General features: G+C 59.6%; 13 protein-coding genes. 4 read left to right on the top strand and 9 right to left on the bottom strand.

What is annotated here, in order from left to right:
• Position 1 precedes the first annotated feature (1 nt).
• The 8 genes from JOE34_RS16795 to JOE34_RS16760 form a co-directional block, all read right to left on the bottom strand.
• A complete protein-coding gene (locus JOE34_RS16795) occupies positions 2-1,531 on the bottom strand; it encodes a sodium:solute symporter family protein (protein WP_032698716.1) in 1,530 nt (509 codons plus the stop codon).
• On the bottom strand, positions 1,528-1,788 hold the full coding sequence (locus JOE34_RS16790; protein WP_003315392.1) for a hypothetical protein: 261 nt from the start codon (positions 1,786-1,788) through the stop codon (positions 1,528-1,530). Before JOE34_RS16790 ends, JOE34_RS16795 begins: the two co-directional genes overlap by 4 nt.
• 146 nt (positions 1,789-1,934) lie before the next feature.
• Positions 1,935-2,870, bottom strand: coding sequence for a choline/ethanolamine kinase--aminoglycoside phosphotransferase (locus JOE34_RS16785; RefSeq protein WP_003315393.1), 936 nt, complete (start codon positions 2,868-2,870; stop codon positions 1,935-1,937).
• Positions 2,867-3,820, bottom strand: a complete 954-nt coding sequence (locus JOE34_RS16780; RefSeq protein WP_209996156.1) for an aminoglycoside phosphotransferase family protein — start codon at positions 3,818-3,820, stop codon at positions 2,867-2,869. The genes JOE34_RS16785 and JOE34_RS16780 overlap by 4 nt, the downstream gene beginning before the upstream one ends.
• A 10-nt stretch (positions 3,821-3,830) precedes the next feature.
• Complete coding sequence (locus tag JOE34_RS16775) at positions 3,831-5,111, bottom strand: Zn-dependent hydrolase (protein ID WP_003394697.1); 1,281 nt, start codon at positions 5,109-5,111, stop codon at positions 3,831-3,833.
• Positions 5,089-5,847, bottom strand: a complete 759-nt coding sequence (locus tag JOE34_RS16770; RefSeq protein ID WP_003417444.1) for a DeoR/GlpR family DNA-binding transcription regulator — start codon at positions 5,845-5,847, stop codon at positions 5,089-5,091. The genes JOE34_RS16775 and JOE34_RS16770 overlap by 23 nt, the downstream gene beginning before the upstream one ends.
• Positions 5,848-5,927: 80 nt before the next feature.
• Positions 5,928-7,331 (bottom strand): amidase family protein, encoded by a 1,404-nt coding sequence (locus tag JOE34_RS16765; protein ID WP_046266025.1) that lies wholly within the window; start codon positions 7,329-7,331, stop codon positions 5,928-5,930.
• Positions 7,332-7,641: 310 nt separating this feature from the next.
• The gene (locus JOE34_RS16760; protein ID WP_003315399.1) at positions 7,642-9,249 is read right to left on the bottom strand and encodes a M10 family metallopeptidase; all 1,608 of its coding nucleotides are present in this window, start codon (positions 9,247-9,249) and stop codon (positions 7,642-7,644) included.
• A 464-nt stretch (positions 9,250-9,713) separates the two neighbouring features.
• On the opposite strand from JOE34_RS16760, the gene JOE34_RS16755 reads away from it, so the two are divergent.
• The gene (locus tag JOE34_RS16755; protein ID WP_209996147.1) at positions 9,714-11,042 is read left to right on the top strand and encodes an ATP-binding protein; all 1,329 of its coding nucleotides are present in this window, start codon (positions 9,714-9,716) and stop codon (positions 11,040-11,042) included.
• Between the two features lie 271 nt (positions 11,043-11,313).
• Here JOE34_RS16755 and JOE34_RS16750 read toward each other — a convergent pair whose 3' ends face one another.
• Positions 11,314-12,210: a LysR substrate-binding domain-containing protein gene (locus JOE34_RS16750; protein WP_046266026.1), complete on the bottom strand. Its 897-nt coding sequence runs from the start codon at positions 12,208-12,210 to the stop codon at positions 11,314-11,316.
• Positions 12,211-12,368: 158 nt separating this feature from the next.
• Here JOE34_RS16750 and JOE34_RS16745 point away from each other — a divergent pair, with 158 nt between their 5' ends.
• The 3 genes from JOE34_RS16745 to JOE34_RS16735 all read left to right on the top strand — a co-directional run bounded on the left by JOE34_RS16745 (position 12,369) and on the right by JOE34_RS16735 (position 16,169).
• Positions 12,369-13,934: an MFS transporter gene (locus tag JOE34_RS16745; protein WP_209996145.1), complete on the top strand. Its 1,566-nt coding sequence runs from the start codon at positions 12,369-12,371 to the stop codon at positions 13,932-13,934.
• Positions 13,931-14,908, top strand: coding sequence for an LLM class oxidoreductase (locus JOE34_RS16740; protein WP_017279612.1), 978 nt, complete (start codon positions 13,931-13,933; stop codon positions 14,906-14,908). Before JOE34_RS16745 ends, JOE34_RS16740 begins: the two co-directional genes overlap by 4 nt.
• An 82-nt stretch (positions 14,909-14,990) precedes the next feature.
• The gene (locus JOE34_RS16735) at positions 14,991-16,169 is read left to right on the top strand and encodes an LLM class flavin-dependent oxidoreductase (RefSeq protein ID WP_209996143.1); all 1,179 of its coding nucleotides are present in this window, start codon (positions 14,991-14,993) and stop codon (positions 16,167-16,169) included.
• The last annotated feature ends 4 nt before the right edge of the window (positions 16,170-16,173 follow it).

Genomic DNA, 16,173 nt, shown 5'->3' with positions numbered 1-16,173 from the left:
ATCAGCTCATCGCCACAACCGGACCCACGCCACGACGCGCTGGCGCGGCCATGGCGAACAGCTCATCGACGCGTCTGACTTCATCCGCACTCGGTTTGATGGCAACGGCACAGGCAACGAAGATGCCCGCATTGAAAATCAGACCGACGATGCCACTGGTCAACGAGCCCAACGCCGGAATGTCATCCGGGTAGATCGTGGTCAGCACGATGGCGATCACGATCCCCACCAGCATGCCGGCAATCGCGCCCTGCTTGTTGCCATGACGACTGAACACGCCGAAGAACAGCGGCACGGCCAACTGGATGATGCCCTGATAGGAAATCTGCGCCAGCAATTGCAGGCGGGCGTAGTCGAAGGTCAGGTAGGCCAGCAATGAGGCCGCCGCAATGAACACCACCATGCCGACCTTGGCGAGAATGGTCTTCTCGCGATCACTGCGTGGCTTGCTCCAGGTCGCCAGGTCATTGGCAAACTGCGTTCCGCACACCTGCACGCAGCCGTCGACATGGCCGATACTGGCTGCCAGTACGATCATGATTGCAACGCCAAGCAACCATGGCCCGCCGATGTCGAACAGAGACAGGAACCAGCCGTGTTGCGGATGAGCCGCGACGTTCGGGTCCTGGCTGATTGCTGCGGCGAAGAGCATCAGAATTCCGTAGAAGCCGCCGACCAGCAGGATGGTCAGCAGCGTGCCCTTCTTTACCGAGCGCACGCCGCTGGCGGTATAGATGCGTTGAAAGCTCATCGGCCAGCACATCGAGCCGATCACGCCAGTAAAGATCAGGCTGAACATGTACATCGGCCCATAGGTACTGCCTGCTCCGCCGGGGATTACCAGCATGCTGGCGGGCAACTGCGACAGGTTGCTGAACGAGGCCTGCGCGCCGAACAGCAGGAAGATGCACAGCGCAGCGCAAAGCACGTAGGCAATCAGTCCCTGATACATGTCAGTCATGATCAGGCCGCGCATGCCCATGCTCACCGTCCAGTACTGACGAATCAGGATCACCGCCACGCCGACCAACAGGCAGGTGGTCACGCCCCAACGACCGAAGCTGGCGAACTGGAAAAGCGTCGCGAGGGCCTGAATTCCCATCACCACCCAAGGGAATACCGAGATGATGCCGATGATCGAAGCAATGCGTTTGACCACGGGACTGTTGAAGCGCATGCCCAGCAAATCCGGTTGAGTGGTCAGGTTGAAGCGCTTGCCCCAGGTCCAGGCACGATTGGCCATCAGGTACATCGCGGTCACGCCCAGCGTGGCGTAAACCATGCCGTAAAAGCCCAGCGCGCCACCGACCGACAAGGCGAAGAACGCCGTGAACGTTGCGCCCGGCCACCAGGAGTTGGTGTAGCACATGGCGATGAACCATGGCCCGTAAGAGCGACCGCCCACCGCGTAATCGGAAAAGCTCTCGCTCTTGCGGTTCGTCGCGTAAAGCACTGCAATCATGCCCGCCAGAAATACGCCGATCAGGCCGAAGGTGATGTAAAGATCCGAAACCATAGTCGTACTGATCATTGCCCGTCCCCCTCTTGTGGAATTTCACCCAGCAGCGACTCGACCACGTACAGCATCCACAGGCCCAGCCCCATGAGCACCGCGATCAGAATCCAGTAGAAGATCGGCAGCGGAATGCCCAACACCAGCACGGCGCTGCCGCTGACCTTTAGGTAAAACGGCGGAAACAGCGCCATCATCAACAGCGCGAAGAAGTACAGGCCAAACACCAGATTCTTCAGGCGGCCGGGGGTGGAAAGGGACGGAACGTTACTCATGGAGTGCTCCTTGAATTTCAGGATCTGGCTATGGATAAGTGATCGGATAAAACTCAAGCAGTGAAAGAAACACGCGGTTACCCGCTACTTTTTTATTATTGAAATACGTGTCTTACGTGTTCGAAGGCGCGCCGGACGAGAACGACTCAGACCTGCCGCAGCCAGGTTTCCCATTGCGAATCATTGATGATGCTGCGCGCGCGCATGTGCTTCCAGGTGCCGTACTTGTAGAAGTCGAAGTCCAGTTGCGACACCGCGTGCTGCACCATCGCCCAGGTCGACCATTTGATGTCGGCCAAGGCTTTGTTGAGTTTGATCCGCGCTACGGTTTGCGCGCTGACCTGGCCGAAGTAATCCTCGATCAGCGCCAGCTCCATGTCGTCGCTGAAAAACATCTCGCCAAACCACAGCGCCAATTCGTAATGGCGGTCGTTGTTGGAGGCATACTCGAAATCCACCAGACGAATCTGGCGATCCGCGTTGAGCATGAAGTTGCCTGCCAGCGTGTCGTTCATGCACGGCGCAAGATCGATCCCGGAAGCTTGCAGCGCCGCTTTCGCGCGCTGGTATTGCAGGCACAACCAATCGTCATCCTGAGGCTTGATGCCCTTCAGTTCCGCCACCTGGCTCTGATGCTCGGCGATCATGTCGAATACGGTCTTGGTCTGTTGCAGCAACGGTTGATCGTTGAATGCCTTGAGCCCGTGCAGGGCACTGTGGCGTATGTCGCGCTGCAGAAAGTCATGGTTGGACGACGCCCGCCAGCCCTCCATGAACTCGAACACCTCGACACCAAAGGCTTCGAGGAAGGCGAAAACCGGTGCGCCATAACCGGTTTGCGCAGCCTTCACACTGGCCTCGTGGGCGGTGTGACGGTCGATGAACATCTCTGTGCCGACGCCTGGCACCTTGAAGAAGTACGCCGTGTCGGCGCCCTCGACCTCGACCCGCCAGTTGGTGTTGGAGATGCCGCCACTGACAGGCTCGTAGCCAACGCGGCGGCCTTGCCAGCTGTCGATGCTGCGCACGGCGGCTTCCAGTTGTCGCTCCTGGGTACTGACCGACTGCCCTAACGTTTTCATGCTCTACCCTCCTGAACCTGACGCATCCAGCCTTCCAGCCGCGGGTCCTGAACGCACTGTCGGCAACGCAACAGCGTCCATTGCCCGACCTTGGAAAACTCCAGTGGCCGCGAGGACGTGGTGCCGGCCCAAAGCCCCCACAGGGTCCAGTACCAGTCGTTGATCAGCGCATACAGACGGCACACCGCGTAGTCGGTTTCCAGGCATTGCCCGGCCCACGCGCTGATCCCTTCGCGCCACTGGCGCTCGAACGAATAAAGCTCATTGAGGGTAATCGCCACGTCGTACCACGGATCCATGCAGCCACCGTAGTCAAAATCCACCAGACGCAACTGGCCTTCGCTGGAAACCATGACGTTGCTGGACACACCGTCGCCGTGCAGCGGAGCCGCTTGCACGGAGCGGCTCTGCAGCGCCTGCCAGGCCATGTCGACGCAACGGTCGATCCATTGATGCTCGGCAGGCAGCGCAACGTTATCGTGCTCGCACAGTGTGTGCAGGCGCTGGATATCCGCCATCGGTGAACGCACGACATCAGGCACAGGTCCGGCATGCACCTGCCGCTTGAGTGCCCACAGCGCTTGAAGCCGGCCGGGTGCGAGCAGATCGTCGAGCCGCGCAGCTCGCCAGTCGACACCCAGGTCCTCGAAGATCAGCACGCCATTGGCCTGGTCTACGCCGAGCAGGCGCGGTGCCGCTGCGCTACGGCCGGCACATTCGCTGGCTTGGGCCACCTCGTCGAAATCGATCAGTGGTGCCATGTCGGCATGCAGAACCTTGGCGTAGCAACCGCCCGGCGCGCTGCTGGCCCGGAAGCCGGCCCACTCGGTCGACAGTCTCGAGGGCGAGGCCACGCCCTGGGTAACGTTCTCGATCTCGGCGTCTGCCGCGAACCCGCAAGATGTCAATGCGCTGCGCAGGCGCTTGGTCAAGTCGTCGGCATATGACATGGTCAGCCCCTCAACCAAATGACGCGGATGAGGTGCAAGCCCGATGCAACAGACCGGTCAGCATGCGCAAACCGTTGTGCATGTCCTGATCGCTGGTGTATTCGGCTTCGTTATGAGAAACGCCATTGCTGCTGGGGATGAACAGCAGGCACACGGGATAGCGCCTGTTCAGACTGATCGCATCATGACCGGCAACGGTCATGCTGTCGGTGGTCGACAAACCCAGCTCGGCGCCTACGCCGTGCGCCAGTGCAGCGAACCCGTCATGCAGCCTGGCAGGTGAGCGCAACACGCTGCTTTCCACTTCAAACGATGTCATGGTCTTGTCAACGATCGCGCGCAGCGTTGCATCCAGGCGTTCCGAGGCAGCACTCAGCAGATCGACATCGCGGGAGCGGTATTCGATCAGCAGCGAAACGCGCGAAGGCACCACGTTGGGCGAATTGGGGTAGACCTCGATACGGCCTACAGAACTGTGCATCTGCACGCCGTGCTGCAAGGCTTCGTCATGCACCGCAGTGATGGTATGTGCGGCGGCCAGCAACGCATCCCGACGGGCAGCCATGGGTGTAGGGCCCGTGTGATTCTGCTCACCGTCGAAACGTACCCGCCTTTTCAGGGCGGCCCAGGTCTCGCGCACCACGCCGATGGCGGTCTGGCTGCTTTCCAGGCCTGCGCCCTGCTCGACATGAATTTCGACATACCCGGCAATGTTCAAATCAACCCGGTCGTTGCCAAGATAACCGATAGCCTGCAGGGCGTCCTTGAGACGGATGCCGTCGCCATCGCGGCTTTCCCAGGCGTCGTCCAGCGTCAAGGCACCGGTGAACACACTACTGCCGATCAGGCTCGGCTGAAAGCGCGCGCCCTCTTCGTTGGTCCAATTGACCACTGCCAGATTGCAGCGCGGGACTTCGCCACGCTCAAGCAATTGCCGCACCAGGCTGGACACCGCCACGGCACCGGCAAGCACGCCGTATACGCCATCGAAACGCCCGGCACTCGGCTGGCTGTCCAGGTGTGAACCGCAGAGCAGATAAGGCGCGTCGGGATCAAAGATCATGAGGCCGAACAGGTTGCCCACCGCGTCGATGCGTACTTCGAAGCCGTGCGCTTCGAGCCAGTCCCGAAACAAGTCACGCACCTGTCCGTCTTCAGCCGAGGCCGCCAGCCGATGTAGGCCTCCGGCCGGAGTCGCACCGATGGCCGAGCTTTGCCGAAACACTGCTTCGAACGCTGCCAGATCAGTTGCGCTCGGCTCGATCAGCTCAGGAATAGAGGGTGTCGACATGATCTTTCTCCAGGCGTGTCGCAAACTCGTCGGATAGCGCGCGATTGGTGACCAACGTCGTGATCGCGGCAAATGGCAGGGTATTGATAAAGGTGCGATGACCGAACTTGCCATCGTCGGCCAGCACCACACTGCGCGTGCAATGCCTGACCAGCGTCCTGCGCAACATGGCTTCCGGCTCCTGGTAATCCATCAGGCCGAAGTCCAGATCAATGCCGCCGATGCCCATGAAGGCAATGTCGTAGTGAAACTGCCGGGCGAACTCCAGTGTATGGGGGCCGATCAAGGCGTTGTCGGTGCGCCGCACATCGCCGGGCGCAACCAGAACCTGATTGTCGCTCTGGTGCGATATCAGCTGAGCGATGTCCAGCGAGTTGGTGATGATCTTCAACTGACTGAACCGGGTCAGCTGCTGGGCCAGCGCCAGCGTCGAGGTACCGGTGTCGAGGAAGATGGCCATGCCTTCGCTGACCAGCTGCGCAGCACGCACAGCGATGCTCGCCTTGGCGCGAGGCTTGAGTCTGCTGCGCTCCTGCAACGGCAATTCTTCGCTGGACCTGGGCAGAATGGCGCCGCCGTGAATGCGCCTTAACCTGCCCTCTTCCTCCAGATGCTTGAAGTCGCGGCGGATGGTCTCTTCGGAGACGAACAGCAATTGTGCAAGGTCCGACGCCTTGACCCGCTGCTGTTGAACGAGCAGGCGCATGATTTCGTCCAGGCGCGGCTGATTGAGCATAGGGGTAACATTCCGTTGCAAAGTGATGACTCCAGTGTCCGGGCCCTTGGGCCGCTGATCTGCGTGCAAGAGCGACATGTCTATTGCCCCGAAACCGGTGGCAGGTGCTGATCCCAAGGCGCAATGGCCTCTACCGCGGCACAGAACTGCAGCACCTGGGCATCGGCAAAGCGTGGGCCGACGACCTGCAAACCGATCGGCAGTCCTGCGTCGCTCCGCCCACAAGGCAAATTGGCGGCCGGGTTGCCAGTGATGTTGAAAGGGTAAGTGAACGGCGTCCAGCGCGCCCACGGCAAAGCGCCGTCCTGCCCGGCATAGCCCACAGGAGCTACATCGTCTGCGGCAAACGGCAGAATCGGCAGGGTGGGCATGAGCAGCAGATCGTAATCGTCAAACAATGCATGCACCTGATTGGCGAACGCCGCACGCTGTTGCAGGGCCTGCAGATAATCACTCAGGCTGTACTGGGCAGATCGCCTGATCAGATCGGCAAAGCCCGGATCGAGCTGGTCCAGCTTATGCGCAAGCGCCTTGCCATAGGCGATACCGCGCCCGGCGACCCACAAGGTTTCGAAGGTCGCCAGCGGGTCCTGCCAATCCGGCTTGAGCGTGCTGACCGTAACGGGTAGCGACCTGGCGATATTACCCACGGCGGCGTCAACCGCTGCGGCGACTTGCGCATCGACCTGGGTGTCGAACAGCGTCGGGCAGAAGCCGATGCGTAAGGGTTGCAGCGGCTGGTCGCAACGGGCCAGAAAGGACTCGTCGGGGGCTGGCAGCGCCTGATGATCGAGTGGATCGGGGCCCGACAGAATGTCGAACAACAACGCGCTGTCGCGCACGCTTCGGGTGATCGGCCCGGCATGACTGAGCATTTCGGTGGCCGACCAGGGCCAGGTGGGAATACGCCCCAATGTGCCCTTGAGGGCAAATGCGCCACAGAACGAGCCCGGTATGCGTACCGAGCCGCCGCCGTCCGAGCCCAGGGCCGCAGGAACCATGCGCGCCGACACGGCAATGGCCGAACCGGAGCTGGAGCCGCCGCTGGTGAGGCTCGGGGCCCACGGGTTGCGCCCGTTGCCGAACACCCGCGACGTACTGGCGCCCGTCCAGCCGAACTCGGTGGTCGCGGTCTTGCCAAGAATGATCGCGCCAGCGTTTTTGAGGCGACGGATGATGGGTGCGTCCTGAACCGGCACCGACTCCAGCGCAGTCAACGACCCCCGCGTGGTGCGCAGCCCGGCAGTGGAAAAGAGATCCTTGATGCCAAAGGGTATGCCGTGCAACGGCCCGCGTATCTCACCGCGCTGCAGTTCGGCTGTCATGCCTGCGGCCTGTTCAAGCGCCGCCTCGGCATATACATCACCGAATGCATTCAGTGTGGAATTGTGGGTTTCAATCGCTGCAAGGCATAACTCGGTCAAGTGTATCGGCGTCAGGCCCCCTTCGCGGACACGCGTGGCAGCCTCGATCACGGTAGGCATGGAAGATGGCTTGGACTCAATCAAAGCAGATACCTCTCAGACACTTATGCGCAACGCACGGCACCAACGACTGTCGGCGCATTACATTCAGCAGGCTCTGATGAGTCAAGTGGGTTTTGTTGGATATATTGAATTTGTGGTTTTAAATTTTGTAACAGCACCGTCGCGGTGCCAAAAAACGCGCAAAACGCCGCATCGCACAATTGCGGTGCGCGATTAAACCAGAAAAGAAAGGGGGAAGTCGGCCAGAAAAGACTGCGCCTGTCAGCGGCGCAGTCCTGTCATTGTGATCGGTCTTTCAGGTCAGCGATCAGACCGCCAGATCGTGAGCATGGAACTCGGTGACGCCAACCAGCTGGATTTCAAAGTCCGCATGCAGGTCAGCGTTGACGTTGCCGGACAGCACATGATCAGCAAAACGCAGCTGGCCAGCGCCGGTGAACTCGCCGCTGCCGATGAAGCTGAAAGCATCAAGCGCTTTGGTGTCCACGTTGGCATCCATCTTCAGGAAGCTCAGTTTGTCGCCTTGCTGGCTATTGAAGTCGGTGATCACGTCGCTGTTGTGGCCTTTGCCCATTTCCGACAGGTTGTTGAACACGAAACGGTCAGCGCCGCTACCGCCAGTCATGATATCGGCGCCCTGACCGCCCACCAGTTTGTCATTGCCGGCGCCGCCGAACAGAACGTTGTCCGCATCATTGCCGGTCAGGGTGTTGTTGCGGTCATTGCCAAGCACGGTGAACGCGCCCTCGCCTTTGAGATGGACATTCTCGAAGTTCGCCAACGTCCCGGCATTGAGGTTGATCACCTGTGCAATGGGCGAGGTATTGTCATAGGTGATCTTCAGCGTATCGACGCCCTGATCGGCCTTTTCCTGAACCAGGTCCAGTTCGCCTGCCTGATCGATGACGTAGGTATCGTTGCCCAGCCCGCCGATCATGGTATCCAGACCGCCGCGACCATTGAGCACGTTATCCAGTTCGTTGCCGATCAGCGTGTCATTGAAAGCGGAACCTATGGCGTTTTCGATGTGCGCCCCGTAGGCGATCGCCAGACCGGAATTCATCGACGTCGGTGCATCAGGGTTCGCGTTGTAATCGAGAAACGCCTTGCCGATGGTGCTGAACTCACCCTCGTTGAGGTTGATTTTCACCGATGCTTCCTGATTGCTGGCATCAATGGTGTCTTTGCCGCCAGCGTCCCAGATGGTCTCGAATACCGACTGCCCAGGTGCCCATTTGTAGACGTCGTCGCCAGTGTGATAGTGGGTGTTGGCACCGTATATAAACTGCATGGCCGCGACATCAAGCAACATCGGTGTGGTGGGCTTGAAGCTGTAATTGTTGGTGTAGCTCATGATGGTGTAACGCGCATCTTCGAATTTGGCATCGAGCAGAACGTCGTTGTACTGCGAGGCTTCGAACGAATGCTTCAAGCCCAGTGCATGACCGGTTTCATGCATGAACGTGAGGTAATCATCCGTGCCCTTGGCAGGATCGGCCGCGTTGACGTTCGGCCCGATCCAGACATCGCCGGAGCGGCCCAGTGTACCCGGCGCATAAGCCTGGCCAAACTCGGTGCCTTGCAGGCCCTTGAAGCCGCCGAAACGGATGTCTCCGACATTGTCGGGTGTGTCCTGAACCTCGGTGAACTTGATATCTGCCACCGCACTCCAGGCATCCAGTGCGCTTTTTGCGGCTGCCGCCTGGGCGTCGGTCAGCGAATAGGCATCACCAGGCTCCTGCGAGCGACTGTAGTCAGTGGCGTAGACGGAGTCGGCCCGATGAAAACTGTAAGTCAGATGGGTACCGGACGAGTCCCCGAGCCAGAATGGCCCCCATAACAGGCTGGTGACTCGGTCGTCAGTAGCTCCGTCGGGCAGAAGTTCGGCAGGGCTTGATTCATTTGGGCCGGGCATTGGCGTTGCTCCAGAAGAATACGGGACGTTATTAATGGGCTCACGATCTTTGCCAAGGCAAAAACCGGACGGCAGTTTATTACACGGCACGCATAATATGGACACAATAAGTTACAAATACAGCGCTAAAAAGGGCCATCTCGTTACTCTCGGCACCTGCCAACTTCTTATGTCGAGCGAACTTTAACTTTTATTACAGGCGTCATTTAATGACGCGCCGTTATATAGATTGTTCGAACCGGCGACGACAGTAAGAAGTGACTGTTCCGAGGGTGTTCAAACACGGCCGTGACGCCCTTCCACTGCGCAGGATTTCTTCACTGCGAGTCGAGCGAGCAGGCTGAATAAAGGGGACATCGTGCAAACCTGTGCACGCCGAGCTGATTTATGCGGCGTATACCTTGCTGCACTCTATGGATCATAGGCATCATAAGACCCAATTTCATCCGATCGCGGTGCGCCCCATGACCCACCACCCTGCGCCACTTCCCGCCAGCGAGGAAGAACGTGTCCTGTCCCTTGAGCATCTCAAGATACTGGACAGTGCTCCCGAGCAAGACTTCGACGACATTGTGCTGCTCGCCACAACACTGTGCGACGCGCCCATTGCGCTGGTCTCGCTGGTTGACCGAGAGCGCCAGTGGTTCAAGGCCTGCATCGGCCTGGACGTGCAGGAGACGCACCGCGACCTGGCATTCTGCGCCCACGCCATCCTGCAGCCTTCCGATGTGCTGGTGGTTGAAGACGCGACCACTGATCCTCGCTTCAGAGAAAGCCCGCTGGTGCTCGGGCCTCCGTACATCCGCTTTTATGCAGGTGCGCCGATTCGTACCGAGGCCGGCCATGCACTGGGCACCGTCTGCGTGATCGATATCTGGCCGCGCGTACTGAGCGACCAGCAACGTCGTGCCCTGCTCGCACTGGCGCGGCAAACCGCAGCCCTGATGCAATACCGCCTGGTTTCGGAGCAGCGTGACCAGCACGCCGCCGAGCTGGCGCTGGGGCTCGAAAGCTCCCAGAGCCAAAGCCTGGCGCTGGAGCGCAATTTGCGTCAGTCGCAACGGGTGTCCTCACTGGGCATGCTCACAGCGAGCATCGCTCATGACTTCAACAACCTGCTTCAGGCTCTGAGCGCCAGCCTGCAACTGATCCGCATGCGCTCACGCCGCCCGACCGATGTAGAGACGCTCAGCGATACCGGGCTACGAGCAGTGGATCACGGTCGCCAATTGGTAACTCGCCTGCTCAACAGCGTTCGCCAGGACGGTCCCGAACTGATCTGCATCGATGTCAGCGAACGGATCGATGCTGCGCGTGATCTTCTGTTGCGTTCGGCGGGCGACACGCTGGACCTGTCATTCGACCTATCCGCCCGAGGCTGGGGCGTGTTGTGCGCCGAAGCGCAATTGCATACCACCTTGTTGAATCTGCTGAGCAATGCGCGTGATGCAATTTCAGGCCCCGGCAAGGTGCATATCTCGACCCGGCTGGAGTCCGTCAAGGACGACCCGCAATTCCCGGAAGGCGATTATCTGGTACTCAGTGTGAAAGATAACGGTCCTGGCATGACCGCCGAGCTCAAGGAGCAGATGTTCGAACCCTTCTTCACAACCCGAAGTTCGGACCCGGGTGCCGGGCTTGGCCTTGTTCAGGTGCAGGAGTTTGCGGTAAATGCCGGCGGAGGCGCACGCGTCGAAACAGCACCGGGGAGTGGCACTACCGTGCATCTCTACTTGAGAATACTGGGCCCGATCAGTGCAACGAACGCACCAGCCCATATAACCGAACAATAACAACGGCTCATCGCCGGCGAGACGTGGTTACTTCAGATACCCGTTAAATAAAAATGGCCGAACATTCACTGTTCGGCTTTTTTATTTTCTAACCCGCTTCATCCTGTCGCCGGGTGCCTCAAGGCCAATGGCGTCGAATGACCGCGTTGACTACTGGCTCCGCGTCAACCTGTAGCGCTATCTCGATCGCAGCCGAACCCGAACCTTGCGTGCCGAAAAGCGTATACATAGCAGTGCTCCTTGCCAGGTGCTGCAGGCTCGCTCCGCGCAGTCATACTGACGGAGGAGCGAACAAATGGGCGTGCATGAAATCAATGAAGACTCGCAGGCGCAGCGAAAGATGCTTGCTGGACGGCCAGAGCAATCTGAACGTTCCGGTATGCACCGTGTAGTCATCCAGGACAGGTATCAGCTCGCCGTTGCGAATGGCCGATAAAATCATGAAGTCCGGCAGACAGGCAATTCCCAACCCGGCCCGCGCGACGTCCACCAGAATCTCGGTGGTATTACACACCATGGCCTGGGGTAACTCGAGATCGTCGACGCCTGCCTCACGGCGCAGCGGCCAGTGTTCAAACCTTCCAGTGGAAGGAAACTTGTGCAACAGGCAGGCGTGCTGACTCAGGTCCCCAGGATGCCGGGGTATACCGTGCCGGGCAAAATAGTCCGGAGCGCCGACGATGCGCAACTGGAAACTGCCCATCCGCTTCGACATCAGCCCCGAGTCACCGGGATCGCCGGTGCGTAACACGATATCGAAGCCCTCCTCGATGATATCGACCATGCGGTCCGAGAAATCGATGTCCAGTTCGATATCGGGATAGGTACGCATGAAGTCGATGATCACCGGCATCACCAGTCCGCTGACCAATGGCAAACTGATCCGCAACCTGCCCTTGGGCAAGTCTCTGGCATTGCTCAACTCCATTTCCGCCGCTTCCAGCTCCGACAGAATCCGCCGGCAACGCTCCAGGAATATCGAGCCTTCCAGCGTCAGGGCGATACTGCGCGTACTGCGATGAAAAAGGCGGACGCCGAGGCTCTCCTCCAGACGGCCAATACTCTTGCCGATCCCCGACGAAGAGATGCCCAGGCGTTTTCCGGCCTGGGTAAAACTCCGCGTTTCAGCAACCAGAACGAACACGGCGATGCTTCCGAGCGATTCCAATACCCACTCCTATTCAGGACAACCCTGTCCTATACGTTCGGAACATAAGCCTGTTTTTGTTTGCGGGCGCAACCCCTAATCTCGCGGCAGGGCGATCGCTCTTGGATAAACGCGTGCACCACGGCAAAACCCGGGCACGCTTCACAGGGACATTGCACATGACCACAGCACACAGGGTTCAAACACAGCCCACTGCAGGACGATGGGGGCAACTGCTCGCCGCTTGCCTGACCGGCATTCTGATCCCGTTATGCTTCACGGGCCCTGCCGTGGTTCTGCCGTCGATAAACCAGGCACTGGGCGGATCAGCCGTCGAGCTGACCTGGGTCATCAACGCCTACATCCTGACCTACGGCAGCGCGATGATGGCCGCCGGGAGCCTGACGGATATCTACGGCAGAAAACGCGTCTGGTTGATCGGGCTGGCGATATTCGTGCTCTCCACCTTCGCCATTCCGGCAGCCTCCTCCGTCGTCCAGATCGACCTGCTCAGACTGGTTCAAGGCCTGGGCGGTGCAGCAGCGTTCGCCGGGGCGATGTCGTCGCTTGCCCAGACCTTTCATGGCGCCGAGCGCACCCGAGTCTTCAGCCTGCTGGGCACCACCTTCGGTATAGGTCTGGCCTTCGGCCCTCTCGCAGCCGGCTCGCTGGTGGATTCGGCAGGCTGGAAATGGTCATTCCATGCGACTGCACTCATTGGCGTCGCGGGGTTCCTGCTGGTGCTGTTCAGCGCCACTGAGTCAAAGGATCCCGACGCAACAGGTATGGACTGGCCGGGCGCAATCAGTTTTACCGCAGCATTGACCCTGTTCACTTATGCCATTCTGCTCGCCCCTGAAGAGGGTTGGACCGATCCATTGGTGATGGGTGGCATCATCGGCTCACTGCTGCTGTTCTGGGTATTCATTGCGGTGGAGCGGCGCGTCGCCCGTCCCATGCTGGACCTCTCGTTGTTCAAGAGCGCGCGCTTTGTCGGCGTGCAGATTCTTGCAGCCACTCCCGCATTTTTCTTCGTCGTGCTGATCATCATGCTGCCAGCGCGCTTCATTGGTATCGACGGCCTCAGCGCCTTTGAAACCGGGCAGATGATGACAGCCCTGGCGGCGCCCCTGCTGATCGTGCCCCTGCTTGCAGCGCAGCTGGCACGTCGTTTCACGTCAGGACTGCTGTCCGGCGTCGGGCTGCTGCTGGTGGCGGCCGGCCTGTTATGGCTGGGGCTGGCACTGGACAGTGGCGCGATCAGGACAGCGTTGCTGCCGATGGCCTTGATCGGTATCGGTATCGGCCTGCCCTGGGGGCTGATGGACGGCATGGCGATCAGTGTCGTTGAAAAAAAACGCGCCGGCATGGCCACCGGCATCTTCAACGCGGTGCGCGTTTCGGCAGACGGGATCGCTATCGCAATCGCGGGTGCCCTGCTTGCAACGTTCATTCAATGGGGACTTTTCGACGCACTCAAGGATGTCTCACCTGATGTGGTCACCGAAGCGGCCAACCGCGCTGCCTTGGGCGATCTGCACAATGCGACAAGTATTCTGTCCGGTCAGGCAGCGTTGCTGCACCAACAGTACGTCAGTGCCTTCCGCAATCTGCTGTTCATTCTCAGCGCCGCCACCGTGCTGACGGCCGTGGCGGTCTTTGCGCTGCTTGGTCGCGTACGCGCTCATGAAGAACCGCCCATAGAGCCCTCCGACACGCTTGAACTGGCGGGCGAAACCAAGTGAGTCCCTATGAAATACCAGGCGCAAAGCGGCATCCAGCCTTTGCAAAAGTGTTCGCGCCGGGTCATCTCACGTTCGGGTTGATCGCGCCGCTGGAGGGCTACCCCGACTCCGCAGCACCGACCATGAAAGACCATCTGGCCCTCGCCATTCAGGCCGACAAGGCCGGTTTCGCCGCGCTGTGGCTGCGCGACGTACCGCTTCTCGATCCGGGGTTCGGCGACGCCGGCCAAGTGTTCGACCCTTTTGTCTACGCCGCGCTGCTGTCTGCCGTCACCCGGCAAATCTGCATCGGCACGGCAGGTATCATATTGACGTTGCGCAATCCGCTGATGGTTGCCAAACAGGCGTGCAGCGTCGACGTGTTGCTTGAGGGGCGCTTCCTGCTGGGTTTGTCTACCGGGGACAGGCCCGGCGAATATCCCGCGTTCGGCGAGCATTTCGACACCCGCGCGGAACGCTTCAGGGACGGCGTCGAACTGCTGCACGCGGTGACCGAGCAGTCTTTTCCAGTGTTCAGATCGCGCCATTACGGGCAACTCAATGGCGCGCTGGACCTACTGCCGAAACCGGTTTTCGGGCGGCTGCCGATGCTTGCCATCGGCCGCTGTCAGCAGGACATCAAATGGCTGGCCAATCACATGGATGGCTGGATATGGCATCAGAGCGGCTTCGACACCTTGCCTGAAGTGATCAATCATTGGCGCAGTGCCAATGAGCAAAGGCACTTCAAGCCCTACGGCTATGCGACGTTCTTCGATCTGGACGAGAACAAGGACGCGCCGATGAAAGTCGGCCGCGGAATCAGTACCGGGCGCAACGCCCTCATCGCCCTGTGGCAGCGTCAGCGGGAACAGGGGGTTTCGCATGTGGCGCTGAACCTCAAGCCCCTGAGGCGTCCGGCCACAGAAGTGTTACAAGAGCTGGAAGAGTATGTGCTGCCGTACTTCCCGACCCGCCGGGGTGATCATGCCTGACCGACTACTTGGTCGGCACGGCCACCGCAGGTTCAGGATTTAGCAAGGACGAACGATCCAACCACCGACCTGGGAGGTCACGATGCGCGCTGAAAAATCCTATCCGATAAAAACCAACCCGATGCGCAGCAGCCCGAACAAGATACAGCTGGGTGTTTTCTCCACCAATACCGAGGGTGGCTGCACCGTCACCAATGCGCCTGAACGCCTGCGCGGAGACGATTGGGCTGGCAACCTGGAAATCGCCCGGATTGCCGACGATGCGGGGTTTGAAGCCTTCATACCGGTAGGCCGCTGGAAAGGTTTCGGCGGTACCAACAATACCGGCGGTGTCTGTTTCGAAACCTATACCTGGGCTGCCGGGATTGCAGCCCTGACCAGTCAGATCGCGGTGTTCACCACCTCGCACCTGCCCACCGTGCACCCGCTGTTCGCGGCCAAACAGGCGGTGACCATCGACCACATCAGCGGCGGGCGCTTCGGGCTGAATATCCTCTGCGGCTGGTATGGCGCGGAAATGCGCATGTTCAGCGGCCACATGATGGAGCACGACAAACGCTACGACTACGCGGAAGAGTGGCTGCACATTGCAAAAAATGCCTGGGAGCAGCAGACCCCGTTCGACTTCAAAGGCGAGTATTTCTACATCTGCGGCGCAATCTCGCAGCCACAACCCTTGAATAAACCCTACCTGATCAATGCCGGAGGGTCGCCGCGCGGCAAACTATTCTGCGCAGAACATTGCGACGCCGCGTTCCTGATCGTCAAACATCTGGACGGCGAACAAGCGGTGCGTGAGCAGATTGCATCCTACAAGGACCTGGCGAAACAGAAGTTCGGCCGTGACATAAAGATATGGTGTTATGGCTACGTGGTGCAGAAGGACACGCAAGAGGAAGCAGACGCTTACCTGGACTATTACGCCAACCAGGTGGGTGACGATGAGGGCTGCGACATCATTACCGGCGAGCTGGGTATCCAGACCGGCATTTTCACCCCCGAAGACGCCGTGCGTTTCCGTTTCCACTTCAAGGCCGGATTCGCCGGGGTGCCACTGGTAGGCACACCCGAGAGGATCGTGGAGCTGTTCAGGAAGTATTCTGACTGGGGGATCGACGGCATTGCCCTGACGTGGCTCGATTACCACGAGGGTATAAAGGACTTCGTGAGAGAAACACTGCCACTGATGGAAGACGCGGGCCTGCGTGAACCCAGAGTTGTGGAGGCGATTACTTCGAAGGTGTCCGCAGAAGTAGCCTGATGGC

Origin of the sequence: Pseudomonas sp. PvP028 (assembly GCF_017832255.1) — a bacterium.
GTDB classification, from domain to species: Bacteria; Pseudomonadota; Gammaproteobacteria; order Pseudomonadales; family Pseudomonadaceae; genus Aquipseudomonas; species Aquipseudomonas syringae.
The sequence above is the reverse complement of the archived record's forward strand: the minus strand, read 5'-3'. Positions and strand labels throughout refer to the sequence as shown.